The organism is Microbacterium sp. 22179 (genome assembly GCF_052045715.1).
Taxonomy (GTDB): Bacteria; Actinomycetota; Actinomycetes; order Actinomycetales; family Microbacteriaceae; genus Microbacterium; species Microbacterium galbinum.
This window is the reverse complement of record NZ_JBQEPJ010000002.1, coordinates 18738-34335: the sequence shown is the minus strand read 5'-3', so window position 1 is coordinate 34335 and position 15598 is coordinate 18738. Positions and strand designations below refer to the sequence as shown.

At 68.5% G+C, this 15598-nt stretch carries 20 protein-coding genes; 17 read left to right on the top strand and 3 right to left on the bottom strand.

Annotation, left to right across the window (positions count from 1 at the left end):
* Positions 1 to 44: 44 nt before the first annotated feature.
* Positions 45 to 731, bottom strand: a complete 687-nt coding sequence (gene lexA / locus ACTJKK_RS05240; protein WP_247625332.1) for a transcriptional repressor LexA — start codon at positions 729 to 731, stop codon at positions 45 to 47.
* A 309-nt stretch (positions 732 to 1040) separates the two neighbouring features.
* Here lexA and ACTJKK_RS05235 point away from each other — a divergent pair, with 309 nt between their 5' ends.
* From ACTJKK_RS05235 to ACTJKK_RS05210, 6 genes are all read left to right on the top strand, one after another.
* The gene (locus ACTJKK_RS05235; RefSeq protein WP_247625333.1) at positions 1041 to 1403 is read left to right on the top strand and encodes a LysM peptidoglycan-binding domain-containing protein; all 363 of its coding nucleotides are present in this window, start codon (positions 1041 to 1043) and stop codon (positions 1401 to 1403) included.
* Between the two features lie 77 nt (positions 1404 to 1480).
* Positions 1481 to 2566 carry a histidinol-phosphate transaminase gene (locus ACTJKK_RS05230; protein ID WP_440747224.1) on the top strand — a complete coding sequence of 362 codons (1086 nt, stop codon included), beginning with the start codon at positions 1481 to 1483 and terminating at the stop codon, positions 2564 to 2566.
* Complete coding sequence (gene hisB, locus ACTJKK_RS05225) at positions 2563 to 3180, top strand: imidazoleglycerol-phosphate dehydratase HisB (RefSeq protein ID WP_247625335.1); 618 nt, start codon at positions 2563 to 2565, stop codon at positions 3178 to 3180. Before ACTJKK_RS05230 ends, hisB begins: the two co-directional genes overlap by 4 nt.
* Complete coding sequence (gene hisH, locus ACTJKK_RS05220) at positions 3177 to 3812, top strand: imidazole glycerol phosphate synthase subunit HisH (RefSeq protein WP_247634393.1); 636 nt, start codon at positions 3177 to 3179, stop codon at positions 3810 to 3812. Before hisB ends, hisH begins: the two co-directional genes overlap by 4 nt.
* Positions 3813 to 3914: 102 nt before the next feature.
* The gene (gene priA, locus ACTJKK_RS05215; protein WP_440747223.1) at positions 3915 to 4661 is read left to right on the top strand and encodes a bifunctional 1-(5-phosphoribosyl)-5-((5-phosphoribosylamino)methylideneamino)imidazole-4-carboxamide isomerase/phosphoribosylanthranilate isomerase PriA; all 747 of its coding nucleotides are present in this window, start codon (positions 3915 to 3917) and stop codon (positions 4659 to 4661) included.
* A complete protein-coding gene (locus tag ACTJKK_RS05210) occupies positions 4645 to 5472 on the top strand; it encodes an SseB family protein (protein WP_440747222.1) in 828 nt (275 codons plus the stop codon). The genes priA and ACTJKK_RS05210 overlap by 17 nt, the downstream gene beginning before the upstream one ends.
* A 145-nt stretch (positions 5473 to 5617) precedes the next feature.
* On the opposite strand, the gene ACTJKK_RS05205 is transcribed toward ACTJKK_RS05210, so the two are convergent.
* The gene (locus ACTJKK_RS05205; protein WP_247634396.1) at positions 5618 to 6016 is read right to left on the bottom strand and encodes a DUF1844 domain-containing protein; all 399 of its coding nucleotides are present in this window, start codon (positions 6014 to 6016) and stop codon (positions 5618 to 5620) included.
* 230 nt (positions 6017 to 6246) lie between these two features.
* Here ACTJKK_RS05205 and infC point away from each other — a divergent pair, with 230 nt between their 5' ends.
* The 3 genes from infC to rplT all read left to right on the top strand — a co-directional run bounded on the left by infC (position 6247) and on the right by rplT (position 7577).
* A complete protein-coding gene (gene infC, locus ACTJKK_RS05200; RefSeq protein WP_308194271.1) occupies positions 6247 to 6891 on the top strand; it encodes a translation initiation factor IF-3 in 645 nt (214 codons plus the stop codon).
* A gap of 73 nt (positions 6892 to 6964) precedes the next feature.
* On the top strand, positions 6965 to 7159 hold the full coding sequence (rpmI, locus tag ACTJKK_RS05195) for a 50S ribosomal protein L35 (RefSeq protein ID WP_247625340.1): 195 nt from the start codon (positions 6965 to 6967) through the stop codon (positions 7157 to 7159).
* A gap of 31 nt (positions 7160 to 7190) precedes the next feature.
* Positions 7191 to 7577, top strand: coding sequence for a 50S ribosomal protein L20 (gene rplT / locus ACTJKK_RS05190; protein WP_045252681.1), 387 nt, complete (start codon positions 7191 to 7193; stop codon positions 7575 to 7577).
* A gap of 12 nt (positions 7578 to 7589) precedes the next feature.
* Here the strand turns inward: rplT and ACTJKK_RS05185 are convergent, their stop codons facing one another.
* A complete protein-coding gene (locus ACTJKK_RS05185) occupies positions 7590 to 8045 on the bottom strand; it encodes a DUF2809 domain-containing protein (RefSeq protein ID WP_440747221.1) in 456 nt (151 codons plus the stop codon).
* A gap of 81 nt (positions 8046 to 8126) precedes the next feature.
* On the opposite strand from ACTJKK_RS05185, the gene ACTJKK_RS05180 reads away from it, so the two are divergent.
* The 8 genes from ACTJKK_RS05180 (at position 8127) to ACTJKK_RS05145 (ending at position 15591) form a co-directional block, all read left to right on the top strand.
* On the top strand, positions 8127 to 8939 hold the full coding sequence (locus ACTJKK_RS05180) for a TrmH family RNA methyltransferase (RefSeq protein ID WP_440747220.1): 813 nt from the start codon (positions 8127 to 8129) through the stop codon (positions 8937 to 8939).
* A gap of 52 nt (positions 8940 to 8991) precedes the next feature.
* Positions 8992 to 9663: a response regulator transcription factor gene (locus ACTJKK_RS05175; protein WP_247625343.1), complete on the top strand. Its 672-nt coding sequence runs from the start codon at positions 8992 to 8994 to the stop codon at positions 9661 to 9663.
* 3 nt (positions 9664 to 9666) lie between these two features.
* On the top strand, positions 9667 to 11043 hold the full coding sequence (locus ACTJKK_RS05170; RefSeq protein ID WP_247634398.1) for a sensor histidine kinase: 1377 nt from the start codon (positions 9667 to 9669) through the stop codon (positions 11041 to 11043).
* Between the two features lie 11 nt (positions 11044 to 11054).
* On the top strand, positions 11055 to 12017 hold the full coding sequence (locus ACTJKK_RS05165) for a TAXI family TRAP transporter solute-binding subunit (protein WP_440747219.1): 963 nt from the start codon (positions 11055 to 11057) through the stop codon (positions 12015 to 12017).
* A gap of 225 nt (positions 12018 to 12242) precedes the next feature.
* A complete protein-coding gene (locus ACTJKK_RS05160; RefSeq protein ID WP_247625346.1) occupies positions 12243 to 12989 on the top strand; it encodes an amino acid ABC transporter ATP-binding protein in 747 nt (248 codons plus the stop codon).
* A 42-nt stretch (positions 12990 to 13031) separates the two neighbouring features.
* Positions 13032 to 13949 carry a glutamate ABC transporter substrate-binding protein gene (locus ACTJKK_RS05155; RefSeq protein WP_247625347.1) on the top strand — a complete coding sequence of 306 codons (918 nt, stop codon included), beginning with the start codon at positions 13032 to 13034 and terminating at the stop codon, positions 13947 to 13949.
* 80 nt (positions 13950 to 14029) lie between these two features.
* Positions 14030 to 14677 (top strand): amino acid ABC transporter permease, encoded by a 648-nt coding sequence (locus tag ACTJKK_RS05150; RefSeq protein ID WP_247625348.1) that lies wholly within the window; start codon positions 14030 to 14032, stop codon positions 14675 to 14677.
* Entirely contained in the window at positions 14674 to 15591 is a 918-nt protein-coding gene (locus ACTJKK_RS05145) for an amino acid ABC transporter permease (RefSeq protein ID WP_247625349.1), read from the top strand. The genes ACTJKK_RS05150 and ACTJKK_RS05145 overlap by 4 nt, the downstream gene beginning before the upstream one ends.
* Positions 15592 to 15598: the final 7 nt, after the last annotated feature.

Genomic DNA, 15598 nt, shown 5'->3' with positions numbered 1-15598 from the left:
TCGAGCCTATGCGTCGGCGCGAGCGCGCCGGGCCCGTACGTGCGTCAGACCGCGCGGAGGACGGCGACGACCTTCCCGAGGACGACGGCTTCGTCGCCGAGGATCGGTTCGAACGCCGAGTTGCGCGGAAGCAGCCAGGTATGGCCGTCGCGGCGCCGGAAGGTCTTGACCGTCGCCTCACCGTCGAGCATCGCCGCCACGATCTCACCGTTCTCGGCGGTGTGCTGGGAGCGGACGACGACCCAGTCGCCGTCGCAGATCGCCGCGTCGATCATGGACTCGCCCGAGACCTTGAGCATGAACAGGTCGCCCTTGCCGACGAGCTGTCGCGGCAGGGGGAAGATCTCCTCGACGTGCTGGTCGGCCGTGATCGGGACGCCGGCGGCGATGCGACCGACGAGGGGCACCAGAGCGGCGTCGCCCACGGGAGTGGCGACATCGGCGGGGTTCTCGGTGCTCGTGCCGGGGAGATCGATCAGGACCTCCATCGCACGCGTCTTGCCGGGATCGCGACGCAGGTAGCCGCTGAGCTCGAGCTGGCCGAGCTGGTGGGTCACGCTCGAGAGCGACTTGAGCCCGACGGCGTCGCCGATCTCGCGCATGCTCGGCGGATACCCCTGCTGGGCGATCGACGCCTGGATCACCTCGAGAATGGCCATCTGCTTGGGGCTCAGGCTCTTCCGACGGCGTGTGCGCGGTGCCTCGGGATCGGGGGCGGTGATCTCGCTCATGATGCTCCTTCGGTGCGCGATTCCGGCGTCCTTCTTCGAATGTCGGAGGCCCGTGGTTCGGTGTTGGTATCGAAACCGTATCCGAGAAAAGCGCGGATGTGGAAGATCTGTTCGAGCGTGTCGGTGAAATCGCGAACGTGATTTCGAAGAAAGCTTGACAGATATTCGAGTTCGAAGATACCTTCGGAACGTAGCTTCGCACTCGCCCCTCCCGGCCGAGAGGCGGATGCGAACGCTACGCCAACGTGGTCATCGCTCGCGGGTGATGACAGACCTCCGGTTCACCGGAGCAAGGCAGAGGAGAACGACATGAGCAGCATCACCTTCAGCACCGCAGCCGTCCGTCCGGTCCGCCCGGCGACGCGTCTCCGGCTGACGGCGCGCGGTCGTCGTGTGCTGCTCGCTCTGGCTGCGCTTCCTCTCGCAGTCGGCATCGCCTTCGCCGCGCTCAGCGGCGGCAGCGCGCTGGCGACCGGCGAGGGGGCCGGCACGGTGACGTTCGAGACGGTCACCGTGATGCCGGGCGACACGCTGTGGTCGATCGCGGCCGAGGTCTCGCCCGAGTCCGACCCGCGAGAGGTGATCGGCGAGATCACTCGTCTCAACATGCTGCAGGGCGGCGTGCTGCAGATCGGCCAGGAGCTGTCGATCCCCGCGGAGTACGCGAGCTGACTCGTCCGGCCGTCGTCCCCACCGCAAAAGGCGGTAACGCGGAGAGCGGGCCCTGCCGTGCGGCCTAGCATGGAGTGGTGACTTCTTCGCTCGATGATCTCCCTCTCCGCGACGATCTCCGAGGGCTCACCCCGTATGGGGCACCTCAGGCGCCGCTCCCGATCGCTCTGAACGTCAACGAGAACACGCACCCCGTACCGGATGCCGTGGCGAGTGACATCCTCGACGACATCGCGGTCGCGCTCCGCGACGTGAATCGCTACCCCGACCGCGAGTTTACGGCTCTCCGTGAGGGCTTCGCGCAGTACCTCGGTCACGGCCTCGACGCCTCGCAGATCTGGGCGGGCAACGGCTCGAACGAGGTGCTCCAGCACATCCTCCAGGCTTTCGCCGGCCCGGGGCGGACGGTCTTCGGCTTCGCGCCGACCTACTCGATGTACCCCCTGCTGGCGCAGGGGACGGGCGCGCGCTGGGTGGCAGGGGAGCGCCAACCCGACTACACGATCACCCCTGAAGAGGCGGTCGCTCAGATCGAGCAGGTCGATCCCGACGTGGTGCTCCTGTGCTCGCCGAACAATCCGACGGGTACGCCGCTCGGACTCGACGTCATCGAGGCCGTCTATGCGGCCGCGCGCGGTGTGGTCGTGGTCGACGAGGCCTATCAGGAGTTCGCTCCGCACGACGCACCCTCGGCGCTCACGCTGCTGGAGGGACGCCCGCGGCTCGCGGTGTCGCGCACGATGAGCAAGGCCTTCGCCTTCGCCGGAGCGCGGGTGGGATACCTGGCCGCCGATCCCGCGTTCATCGACGCCCTGCGTCTCGTGCGATTGCCGTACCACCTGAGCGCGCTCACCCAGGCGGCGGCGGTCGCCGCGCTGCGCAACTCCGACGTCATGCTGGCCATGGTCGAGGAGATCGTCGCGCAGCGCGATCGGATCACAGCGACGCTCGAGGCGCTCGGATACACGCCTCACGAGTCCTGGTCCAACTTCGTGCTGTTCGGCGGCGTCTCCGATCCGAAGGCCACGTGGCAGCGTCTCTACGAGCAGGGCGTGCTCGTCCGTGACGTCGGGATCCCCGGCCACCTGCGCGTCACCGCGGGCACCGAGGCCGAGACCACGGCGTTCCTCGATGCGCTGGCCTCGATAGAATCGGCCTCATGAGCACCCCCACCCCGGCCCCGCGCACCGCGCGCCGCGTGCGCAGCACGTCGGAGTCCACCGTCGAGCTCGAGCTGAACCTCGATGGCACCGGCGCCAGCCGAATCGACACCTCCGTTCCGTTCTTCGACCACATGCTCACGGCTTTCGCCAAGCACTCGCTCACCGATCTGACGGTGCGGGCCTCGGGCGACACCCACATCGATGCGCACCACACTGTCGAGGACATCTCGATCGTGCTCGGCCAGGCGATCGGTGAGGCGCTCGGCGACAAGGCGGGGATCTCGCGCTACGGCGATGCGCTCGTGCCGCTCGACGAGGCGCTCGCTCAGGCCGTCGTCGACATCTCCGGCCGTCCGTACCTCGTGCACGAGGGCGAGCCCGCGGGCTTCGAGCAGCACCTCATCGGCGGACACTTCACGGGCTCGCTCGTCCGGCACACCTTCGAGGCGATCGCCTTCAACGCGGCGCTCACCGTCCACGTGCGCGTGCTGGGTGGTCGCGACCCGCACCACATCGCCGAAGCGGAGTACAAGGCCTTCGCGCGCGCTTTCCGGCAGGCCAAGGCCCTCGACCCCTTGGTCGACGGCATCCCGTCGACCAAGGGCGCGCTGTGACCCGCACGCCCCGGGTCGCCGTCTTCGACTACGAGTCCGGCAACGTGCACTCCGCGGTGAAGGCGCTGGTCGCCGCCGGGGCGGATGCCGTCCTCACTCGCGATCGCACCGAGGCGCTCGAAGCCGATGGACTGCTCGTGCCGGGTGTCGGCGCGTTCGCCGCGGTCCGTGACGCCCTGCGGGCGCACGGCGGAGACGACATCATCGATCGTCGGCTCGCGGGTGGACGCCCGGTCATGGGGATCTGCGTCGGGATGCAGGTGCTCTTCGAACGCGGTGTCGAACGCGGGCAGAACACCGAGGGACTGGGGGAGTGGCCGGGAGCGGTCACCGAGCTCAACGCCTCGGTCCTCCCGCACATGGGGTGGAACACGGTGTCTCCGGGATCCGACAGCATCCTGTTCGACGGCATCGAGGACGAACGCTTCTACTTCGTGCACTCGTACGCGGCTCAGACCTGGGAACTCGACGTCATCCCGCCGTTCCCGCAGCCCGTTCTCACCTGGACGACCTACGGTGATCCGTTCCTGGCCGCGGTCGAGAACGGCCCGCTCACCGCGACGCAGTTCCACCCGGAGAAGTCGGGGGACGCGGGCATCCGTCTCCTGCGCAACTGGACCCGGAGCCTCTGAGAGGCGCCGCCCGGCGTCACGCATTTTGAGGCCCGTGCGGCCGCAGAGTACCCTCGAATCTCGTGCCCGCAGCGGGCGCCGAGCCCCCACACCAAGGACGTCATGAACGACTTCGCACAGTCTCCCTCTCTCACGCTGCTCCCCGCGGTCGATGTCGCCGGTGGCAAGGCCGTGCGCCTCACGCAGGGCGAGGCCGGCACGGAGACCAGCTACGGAGATCCGCTGGACGCCGCCGGCGAATGGGTCTCGCAGGGCGCTCAGTGGATCCACCTCGTCGATCTCGATGCGGCGTTCGGACGGGGGAGCAACGCGCCGATCCTGCGCAAGGTGATCAAGCAGTACCGAGGCGTGAACATCGAACTCTCGGGCGGAATCCGCGACGACGCGACCCTCGAGGCCGCTCTCGAGAGCGGAGCGACCCGGATCAACCTCGGCACGGCTGCGCTGGAGAACCCGGAGTGGGCGGCTGACGTGATCGGCCGTTACGGCGAAGCGATCGCCGTCGGTCTGGACGTCCGCGGCACGACCCTCGCAGCGCGTGGGTGGACGAAGGAGGGCGGCGACCTCTGGGAGGTGCTCGACCGCCTGGAGGACGCGGGCTGCAGCCGTTACGTGCTCACCGATGTGACGAAGGACGGCACGCTGCGCGGCCCGAACCTGCAGCTCCTGCGCGAGGTCACCGCCCGTACGCCCAAGCCCGTCGTCGCCTCGGGCGGCATCTCGAGCCTCGACGACATCGCCGCGCTGCGCGAGTTGGTGCCGCTCGGAGTCGAGGGCGCCATCGTGGGCAAGGCCCTGTACGCCGGAGCGTTCACCCTTGCTGAGGCGCTGGATGTCGCCGGCGACTGACGACTCCTGCGGTCACGGCCCGCACGGTCACGGTTCCCACGACCACGCGGGTGCGGCGAACCGTGGCGACTCCGCCGGCGTTCCGTGGGAGGGGCGCAGTTTCGAGGCGAACCAGCACGCCGCCGATGACGGCTCCGCCGATCCCGCCCTGCTCGCCGCGCTGCTGAGTTTTCGCGCGGGTTCCGGCAGCCAGGTGGCGGTCGTGGACGCCTTCCGCCACGCGCGTGTGCTCATCCCGCTCGTCGCCGAGAAGGGCGAGGAGGGGGTCGCCCCGAGCGGACTCGCCGTCGACAAGACGCAGGAGCTCTCGATCGTGACGGTCGCGGCACCGGACGGGCGTCGCGTGCAACCCGTGTTCTCCTCGGTGGAGGCGATGCAGCGATGGGATGCGTCGGCGCGACCCATCCCCGTCGAGGCCGTTCGCGCGGCTCTCGCGGCATCCGCCGACGACACCGATCTGATCGTGCTCGACCCGACGTCGGAGACCGAGTTCGTGATCCGCCGCCCCGCGGTGTGGGCGATCGCGCAGGAGCACGCGTGGGAACCGAGCTTCCTCTCGCCCGAGGTGTTCGCAGCCCTGCAGGCGAGCGTCGCGCAGGAGCTCGCGGTGATCGACGTGGCCGTGGCCGCGGGGGATCCGGATGCGCGTCTGCGGGGTCCCGAACTGATCGTCATCCTCGAACTCGTCGACGGACTCGAGCGAGAGGTCCTCGACGCGGTGCTCGCCCGCCTCGCTCAGCGCTGGTCGTCCGACGACCGCATCGCCGTCCTCGCGGACTCCCTCACCGTCAAACTCCGCCGCAGCGCCTGACGCGCCTATAGCTCCAACGGTCGAGCCGTTCCGACCGGCGAGCGCAGCGATGCCGCCGGGAGTGAGCATCGGGAGGGGCCCGCGAAGCGGGAGGGTCCCCGTTCTGCGAACGAAGGCGGCGTCGTTGCGCTCGCCCCCGGAGAAACTAGTTGACCGGCCCGGTCCACTTCTCGCCCGGCCCCTTGCCGATCGCGTCGGGGATGACGGAAGCCTCGCGGAAGGCGAGCTGGAGCGAGCGCAATCCGTCGCGCAGGGAGCGCGCGTGCATGTCGCTGATCTCGGGGGCACCGGCGGTGATGAGTCCCGCGAGGGAGTTGATGAGCTTGCGCGCCTCGTCGAGGTCGAGCTGATCCTGCGCGTTCGGGTCGTCGGCGAGACCGAGCTTGACGGCGGCCGCGCTCATGAGGTGCACGGCGGCGGTGGTGATGACCTCGACGGCGGGGACGTCGGCGATGTCGCGCGTCGCGGACGACGCGGCCTCCTCCTGCCGTGCCCAGCGCTCTTCGCGCTCGCGGTCAGCCTCGTTGGATGCCTGGTTCGTCACTTCGCCTTGCCTTCTGTTAGACTTTGTCGGGCTCCGGAGCGTCATGCTCCGGCACGAAAGAGGATTCACTTCCCACCCGCGCTTGCCGTTCCAGGCTACCGGGTCTTGCACTCCACCGGATCCGCTCGCAGAGCGGGGCGGTCGTCAGGGTGCGAAGCCGGCTTCTGAAGGCCGGTGGGTGGGGACGATTCTGATTTCGCCCGGAATGCTGACAGCATCCCGGTGGCCGAATCCCATCGTCTAAGGAGTTCCGCATCAGCGATCCCCGCACCAATGAGCGCATCCGCGTCCCCGAGGTCCGCCTCGTCGGCCCCGCGGGTGAGCAGATCGGCGTCGTCCGCATCGAGGCGGCGCTGCGCCTTGCGCAGGAAGCCGACCTCGACCTCGTCGAGGTCGCACCCAACTCGAAGCCGCCCGTGGTCAAGATCATGGACTACGGCAAGTTCAAGTACGAAGCCGCCCAGAAGGAGAAGGAGGCTCGCCGCAACCAGGCGAACACCGTTCTCAAGGAGGTCCGCTTCCGCCTGAAGATCGAGGCGCACGACTACACGACCAAGCTCAAGCGTGCCGAGGGCTTCCTCAAGGCCGGCGACAAGGTCAAGGCCATGATCCTGTTCCGCGGCCGCGAGCAGTCGCGTCCCGAGCAGGGTGTGCGTCTGCTGCGCAAGTTCGCCGAGGACGTCGCCGAGCTCGGAACCGTCGAGTCGAACCCGACGATCGACGGTCGCAACATGGTGATGGTCGTGGCTCCGCTGAAGAGCAAGTCCGAGGCCAAGCAGGAGCAGAACGCCGTTCGCGACGCGCAGCGCGCCGCCAACAAGCAGGCTGCCCGCGAGGCGAAGGCCGAGGCTCCGGCCGAAGCCGCCGCGGAGTGACACCCGCCCCACACACTCCCGCACCGCGGGTTGACACCGTCGCCTGAGAAGGCGCCATACGAAGGAAGAGAAGATGCCGAAGCAGAAGACCCATTCGGGTGCGAAGAAGCGCTTCAAGATCACCGGCAGCGGAAAGCTGAAGAAGCAGCAGGCTGGCATGCGTCACAACCTCGAGCACAAGTCGAGCCGTCGCACCCGTCGCCTCAACCAGGACCAGGTTCTGTCGAAGGCAGACGCCAAGGTCGCGAACAAGCTTCTCGGTCGCTGACGCGCCGAACGCACGATAGGAATACAGGAAAATGGCAAGAGTCAAGCGGGCGGTAAACGCTCACAAGAAGCGCCGGGTCATCCTCGAGCGCGCCTCCGGTTACCGCGGCCAGCGTTCGCGCCTCTACCGGAAGGCCAAGGAGCAGGTCATCCACTCCCTGGTCTACTCGTACCGGGACCGTCGCAAGCGCAAGGGAGACTTCCGTCGCCTCTGGATCCAGCGCATCAACGCTGCGGCACGCCAGAACGGCATCACGTACAACCGCTTCATCCAGGGCCTCGGCCTCGCGGGTGTGACGGTCGACCGTCGTATGCTCGCCGACCTCGCGGTCAACGACGCAGCGACGTTCACGACTCTCGTCGAGACGGCCAAGAAGGCTCTGCCTTCCGACGTCAACGCTCCGAAGTCGGCTGCGTAAGCAGCGATCTCTTCAGAAGGCGCTCTCCTCCGGGAGGGCGCCTTCTGCTTTCTCCGGACGCGCTGTCCACCTGGAGCGCACGCCGGCCTCGAGCGCAGCGGCCACCGCGACGGCGCAGACGTAGACGACCAGATCCCGGGGATCGAATCCCGAACCCAGCACCAGGTGCACGGGTGGGAACGCCTGGCCCAGGGCGTGCGGGATGCCGGTGAGTTGGGCGAACTCGACGGCAGCGCACACGAGGGCGGCCGACACCGCGATCGCGCCGGAGCGCGCACGGGGGAGCGCGCAGGCGATGAGCGCGTAGATCAGCACGGCGTAGAGGGCGTCCCCGGCGATGTCCCCGGCCGGCCCCTCGGCGAGACCGTGGACGAAGAGGCCTGCGCCGATGACTCCCGCAGCCGCTGCGGCGCACCCGATCCGTCGGCGTCGCCTCGCCCGCGGGGACGATGGGCTGTCGGTTGTCACGCCCGCACCCTATCGATCGAACCTGGAACTGCGCCTGCCTCAATGGCTCGGCGGGGGGAAGGTGTTCCCTAGACTGTGATCGTGCTGGAGAACCCCCGCTCCCCCCGAGTCCGAGCCGTCGCCAAGCTGACGAAGCGAAGCGCACGAACCGAGACCGGGCTTTTCCTCCTCGAAGGGCCGCAGGCCGTCCGAGAGGCTCTGACCTACCGTCCCGAGGCGATCGTCGAGCTCTTCGCGACCCCGACCGGGTGGGAGAGGCATCCCGACATCCGGGCTCAGGCCGCAGATGCCGGCATCGATGTCGAGCACGTCACCGAGTACGTCCTGAACGCGATGGCCGATACGGTCACTCCGCAGGGGCTCGTGGCCGTCGTCCGGCAGACGCCGACGTCCGTGCGGGACGTCTTCGCGGCATCCCCTCGCCTGGTCGCGATCTGCCAGGAGGTGCGCGATCCCGGCAACCTCGGGACGATCATCCGCGCGGCGGATGCGGCGGGAGCGGATGCCGTCGTCCTCACCGGACGCACGGTCGATCCGTACAACCCCAAAGTCGTGCGCGCCACGACGGGATCGCTGTTCCACCTCCCGGTCTCGGTCGGCGGGGAACTCGACGACGTCATCATCCGCGCGCACGAAGCCGGTCTGCGCATCCTCGCCGCGGATGTGAAGGGTGACGACCTGCTCTCCGCGCGCGCCGAGGGCGTGCTCGCCGAGCCGACCGCGTGGCTGTTCGGAAACGAGGCGCGAGGCCTGGAGGACGACGCTCTGGCGCTGGCCGATCGCGTTCTGCGCCTCCCGATCTTCGGCAAGGCGGAGTCGCTGAACCTGGCGACCGCCGCGAGCGTGTGCCTGTACGAGAGCGCGTTCGCGCAGCGCGCCGCGACGGTCGGCTGATACTTTTGCTCCTGCCCGTCCGTCACCGCCGACGGAGAGAGGAGGGGAGCGCATGCGGATACTGATCGTGGAAGACGACGATCGCGTCGCCGCGGCGCTCGACGCCTTCCTCGCCCGTTCGGGGTATGCGACCGTGAGGGCGTCCGACGGCGCCGCGGCGATGGATCTCCTGGGGGCGGACACCGAGGTCGTTCTCCTCGATCTCGGTCTGCCCGACGTCGACGGCATCGATCTGTGCCGCCGTATCCGTGGCCGCTCCGACGTGCCGATCGTCGTCGTGACGGCGCGCAGCCAGGTCACCGAGCGCATCAAGGGGCTGCGTGCCGGCGCCGACGACTTCGTGGTGAAGCCGTACGACGTGCACGAGCTCCTCGCCCGGATCGAGGCGGTGACACGACGCTCGCGAGCGGTGCGTCCCGAGTCCGACGGCGTGGTCACGATCCACGGCGGTGCTGTCGCGATCGATCTCGTGGCACGGCAGCTCCGGGTCGACGACCAGGCGGTCGACCTCACGCCCAAGGAGTTCGACATCGTCGCGGTGCTCGCGCGCTATCCCGGAGTCGCCGTTCCGAAGGATCGGCTCATCCGCGAGGTGTGGAACACCGATTGGCGCGGCTTCGGTCACTCGCTCGAGGTGCACGTCGGAGCCATCCGTAAGAAGACGGGCTCACACCGGGTGATCGAGACGGTGCGTGGCGTCGGCTATCGACTCGTGGGGTCGTAGCCGGTGCGCAAGCGGCTCGTGATCGTGTTCCTGGTGCCCCTGGTCGCGATCCTCCTCTCTCTCGGCGGCGCGACCGGATGGAGCGCCGCGCGCAGCATCCAGCAGGCGGTCTACACCGAACAGATCGGTGACCTCGGCTACTTCGCCACGACGGCCCGGCAGGCGCTCCGCTCGGATGCTGCCGGGGTGTTCGAGGGCGAGGCGCGCAGGTTCGAGCAGGTCTACGGGATCGAGATCGCGGTGTACGACCTCACCGGATCCGTCTGGGCGGCGAGCGAGTCGGAGCCGGGGGTGCTCTCCGAGGAGGAGGCCGAGCAGGTGCGACTCGCGCTCTCCGGCCGCCGCGCGGAGGCCCCGGAGGCCTTCTTCCCCTGGATCATCTCGGACGCCACGATGGTCGAGCCGGTGTTCGACGACGGCGATGTGATCGGCGCGGTGATGATCTCGGCCGAGGTGGAGGCTCCGCGCACGGCGATCCTGCAGCAGCTACTGATCCTGATCGGGGTCGCCCTCGTCTCGATCTCCCTGGGCGTTCTCCTGGTGTTCCAACTCGCCCGCTGGGTGCTCTCGCCCGTGCGGCGGCTCGACGATGCGATGGTGGCGATCGAGCACGGTGAGATGGATGCGCGCGTCGCGGAGGACACCGGGCCGCCCGAACTGAGGCGGATGACGAGGGTCTTCAACGGCATGGCCGAGGAGATCGAGCGCAGCCTCGCCCGCCAGCAGGAGTTCGCGTTGAACGCCTCGCATGAACTGCGCAATCCTCTCAACGCCCTGCTGCTGCGCGTCGAGCACCTGGCGACGGGGCTCGATGACGACTGGAAGGACGACATCGAGGAGACGCGCGAGGAAGGGCGCCGGATGACTCGGATCCTCGAGACCATGTTGAACCTCGCCCGCAGCGGTCGCGCCGATTCGATGTTCTCCGCGGTCGACCTCACCACGCTCGTCGAGCGTCGCAGCGATGCCTGGCGCGAGGTGGCGGGGCCCCGCGGCATCGGCTTCCGACGCACGGGGGAGGGGATCGTCATGTGCGTCACCGATCGCACGATCGTCGAGAGCGCACTCGATGCGGTCATCGACAACGCCGTGAAGTTCTCGCCGGCCGATTCGGTGATCGAGCTGGGGGTGGAACGCGACGGCGAACGCTGTCGGTTGACCGTGCGGGATCGCGGGCCGGGGCTCGCCGGGGATCAGGTGGAGTACGCCACCGACAGATTCTGGCGCAGCGCCGACAGCGACGACACCCCGGGTACGGGACTCGGGCTGGCGATCGCCACCGATCTGCTCGCATCCATCGGCGGCGAACTGGTCGTGTCGTCGCCGGACGGCGGGGGTCTCCTGGTGTCGCTCGTGCTCACGAACGGGGGGTTCGAATGACCAGGGATCGGATGCTCCGGCTCGCGCGCCGTGCCGCTGCCGCGGTCTGCGCCGCCGTCGTCGTCCTCGGCGCGAGCGGGTGCAGCCCGCGCGCGGGCGAGTGGGCGGAGGGCACGGCCGTCATCGCCGGCGGAGGCACGACGGGGGTCTACTTCGACTACGGCGGGCACTTCGCCGAGGAACTCTCGACCGCGCTCGGCGTATCGGCCGAGGTGATGGAGACGGACGGCTCCGTCGACAACCTGCGCAGGGTCGCGTCCGGCGAGGCGCTGCTCGGCTTCGCCCAGGGCGATGCGGCTGCGGACGCCGTGGCCGGACGCGGCGCGTTCGACGAGCCTCTCCCGATCCAGGCGGCGGCGCGCCTGTACGACGAGTACGTGCACGTCGTCGTGCGGGCGGACTCCGAGATCGACGACATCACCGATCTCACCGGGCGGACGGTGTCGCTGGGCGCCGTCGGATCGGGCGTCAACGTCATCGCCACGCGCATCCTCGACGCCGCCCGGGTGGATGCCGCGTCGGTGAGCAATCCGCAGCTGGATCTGCGCGAGTCGATCGCCGCGCTCGAGAGCGGCGAGATCGACGGGTTCTTCTGGGTCGGGGGACTGCCGACGCCCGGCATCGAGAACCTCTCGGGTTCGCTGCCCCTGCGGCTGCTGCCGATCGAACAGGACTGGGTCAACGCCGTCAACGCACGGTATTCCGACGCGTACCGTTCGTCGGACTTCCCCGCCGGCGCCTACGGGATCGCGCAATCGGTGCCGACGATGGCGGTTCCGAACTACCTGATCGTCGCGTCCGCGACCCCGGATGCGGTCGTGAAGGACGTGCTCACGGTGCTCTTCGACGCGCGCTCGCGCATGGCGGAGGACGTGCCGGCGGCGGCGCTCCTGAGCCGCCGTCAGGCGATCTTCACCGTGCCCGTGGACCTCCATCCCGGAGCGGTGGACTTCTATCGCGATCAGCGCGGATGACGGCGCCGCGCCCCTCGGGGACCGCTGCGTAACGCCCTTGTTACGACCCTCAAGAAATCCTCAAGAAGTCTGACAGCGCCCGGGGGCTCTGCGATCGTGAGGTCCGTCGCGCACCGTTCGACGATGAACGCGGATGCCCGTGGGGACGGGTGGCGCGAAGACTGAACCCACCGGGGCCGACCCCCGATCGAGCACTGCCGACGACCTGGCGAGTTTGGAGAAAAGATGACCACCGGTAAAGCCCTTGTCGTCGTCGACAACGTGCAGAAGCACTACGGCGAGTTCCAGGCTCTGACCGATATCGACCTCACCGTGAACGCCGGCGAGGTCGTCGTCGTGATCGGCCCGTCCGGCTCGGGCAAGTCGACCCTGTGCCGCACCATCAACCGCCTCGAGACGATCACCAGCGGGACCATCAGCATCGACGGCAAGGCGCTGCCCGCCGAGGGACGCGGCCTCGCCGAACTCCGCGCCGACGTCGGCATGGTCTTCCAGTCGTTCAACCTGTTCGCCCACCTGACGATCCTCGAGAACGTCACCCTCGGCCCGATCAAGGTGCGCGGCCTCAAGAAGGCCGACGCCGAGCGCGAGGCGATGGAGCTGCTCGAGCGCGTCGGCGTCGCCAAGCAGGCGTCCAAGCTTCCGGCCCAGCTCTCGGGCGGGCAGCAGCAGCGCGTCGCGATCGCGCGAGCGCTGGCGATGCATCCGAAGGTCATGCTGTTCGACGAGCCGACCAGCGCGCTCGACCCCGAGATGATCAACGAGGTGCTCGACGTCATGGTCGAGCTCGCGCACGAGGGCATGACGATGATCGTCGTCACCCACGAGATGGGCTTCGCCCGCAAGGCGGCCGACCGCGTGGTCTTCATGGCCGACGGTCGGATCGTCGAAGAGGCCACGCCCGAGGAGTTCTTCACCCATCCGAAGAGCGATCGCGCCAAGGACTTCCTCTCGAAGCTCCTCACGCACTGATCACCCCAGACCCTGCACCCACAGCACACGAAGGAGACGCACATGCGACGCACACGGACACTGGCAGGTATCGGAATCGCGGCGGTGGCGCTGCTCGCGCTCACCGCCTGCAACAGCGGAACCCCGTCGAGCACGGGCACCGGCGGCGGCGACGACGGCGGCGACGCCTCGAGCAGCACGCCCTGGACGGTGGCGACCGATGTCAGCCTCGACGGCAGCCCGACGTTCGACCGGATCTCGTCCAGCGGGACGATCAAGGTCGGCGTCAAGGAGGACCAGCCCGGGCTCGGCTACCTCGACCCCGTGACGGGCGAGCGCACCGGTTTCGACGTCGACATCGCACGCTGGATGGCCGCATCCCTCGGGGTCGACCCCGAGAAGATCGAGTTCCAGGCGATCGCCTCGGCGAACCGCGAGCAGGCGATCGTGAACGGTGACATCGACTACTACGTCGGCACCTACTCGATCACCGACAAGCGCAAGGAGCAGATCTCCTTCGCCGGTCCGTACTTCGTGACGGGCCAGGGCCTCCTCGTCGGGGCCGACAGCGACATCGAGAGCGTCGACGACCTCGACTCCTCGACCACGGTGTGCTCGGCCACGGGCTCCACGCCTATCCAGAACATCAACACCAACTACCCCGAGGTTCCCACCAAGGAGTACGACACCTACTCCAAGTGCGTCGAGGACCTCAAGAACGGCCAGGTGGACGCCGTCACGACCGACGAGGCGATCCTCATCGGCTACGCGGCTCAGGACCCCGACAACCTCAAGGTCGTCGGCGAGCCCTTCAGCGAGGAGCGCTACGGCATCGGTGTGGCGAAGGATGACACCGCACTCGTCGAGTACTTCAACACGCAGCTGACCGACGGCGGCGACGTCTGGGAGCAGATCTTCGAGAACAACCTCGGAGCCTCCGGAGTCAAGGCGACCCAGCCCGAGGTCGACCCGATCAGCTGATCCGAGCGGGGCGGCCGATATCCTCGGCCGCCCCGCCCATCGGCAGAGCGTCGCGCCAATTCGAATCGACAGGAGCACCAGTGGGAGTCATCACCGACCACCTCGATCTCTGGGGGGAAGCGCTGTGGGGAACGATCGCGCTGTTCCTGGGTGGAGGTCTCATCGCGATCGTCCTCGGACTGATCGTCGGCGCGGCCAGAGTGTCCCCGGTCCCGATCGCCCGCGCGGTCGGCGGCGTCTACGTGAACTGGATCCGCAACACCCCGTTGACCCTGGTCATGTTCTTCTTCGCGTTCTGCCTGCCGATCCTTCTCGGCGAACGCGTCAATTCCCTCCTGCTCGCGGTCATCGCCCTCGGTCTCTACACGGCCACCTACGTCGCGGAGGCGCTGCGCGCCGGTATCAACACGGTGCCCGTCGGGCAGGCTGAGGCCGCCCGGGCGATCGGCCTGAACTTCGGTCAGGTCATGCGCTACGTCGTCCTGCCGCAGGCGACCCGATCCGTCGTCCCCCCGATGATGAGCGTGCTCATCGCCCTCATGAAGAACACGACGGTCGCGGCGGGCTTCTCCGTCGTCAACCTGGGCACGATCCGCGCCGCACTCAGCGAGCGCGGCGAGAGCGCCCTGGTCGTGCTGCTGTGGGTCATGGTCATCTTCGTCGTGCTGGTGCTGCTGCTCGCCTGGGTCCAGCGAGTGCTCGAGAACAAGTGGAGGATCTCGCGATGAGTTCCGTTCTTTTCGACGTCCCCGGTCCCCGCGCCATCGCGCGCAACAGACTCATCGGAGTCGCGACCGTGCTCGTGGTGCTCGCCGTGCTCGGCTGGGTCGTGTGGCGGCTCTTCGCCACCGGGCAGTTCTCGGCGGAGAAGTGGAACATCTTCTCCTACTCCGCGGTCTGGGTCCGCTTCGGCGAGGGGCTTCTCAGCACGCTCGCCGCCTTCGCCGCGGCCGGCGTCGGCTCGCTCGTCCTCGGCTTCGTCCTGGGCATCGGGCGTCTCTCCGAGCACGCCTGGGTCCGGGAACCGGTCCGGTGGATCATCGAGGTGCTGCGCGCCGTCCCCGTGCTCGTCCTCATGATGCTGCTGTACTACGGCCTCCCCGTCGTCGGCATCAAGATGTCGCCCTACTTCGCGGTCGTGATCGCGCTCATCGTCTACAACGGCTCGGTGCTCGCCGAGGTGCTGCGCGCCGGTGTCGAGTCGCTGCCGCGCGGGCAGGCCGAGGCCGGGTACGCAATCGGACTCCGCAAGAGCGGGGTCATGTGGTTCATCCTCCTGCCGCAGGCCGTGCGAGCGATGATGCCCGTGATCATCGCGCAGCTCGTCGTCGCGCTGAAGGACACGGCTCTCGGCTTCATCATCACGTACCAGGAGCTGCTGTACGTGATCAACCAGATCGGCAACCAGGCGCCCTACGGCTCTCCGCTCATCCCTGCGGCGATCGTCGGTGGCTCCATGTACGTCGCCGTCTGCCTGGTGCTCTCCTACATCGCGTTCCGTCTGCAGCGCCGTACCAAGCGTTCGCCCAAGGCGGGAGACGCAGCTCCGGACCCGCGTCAGCACGCCGGCGAGACGAACACCGAACTGATCACCCTGCAGCGCGGGACCGACAGCGGGCGAAGCACGGCCCCCGGAGCATGACGGTGGC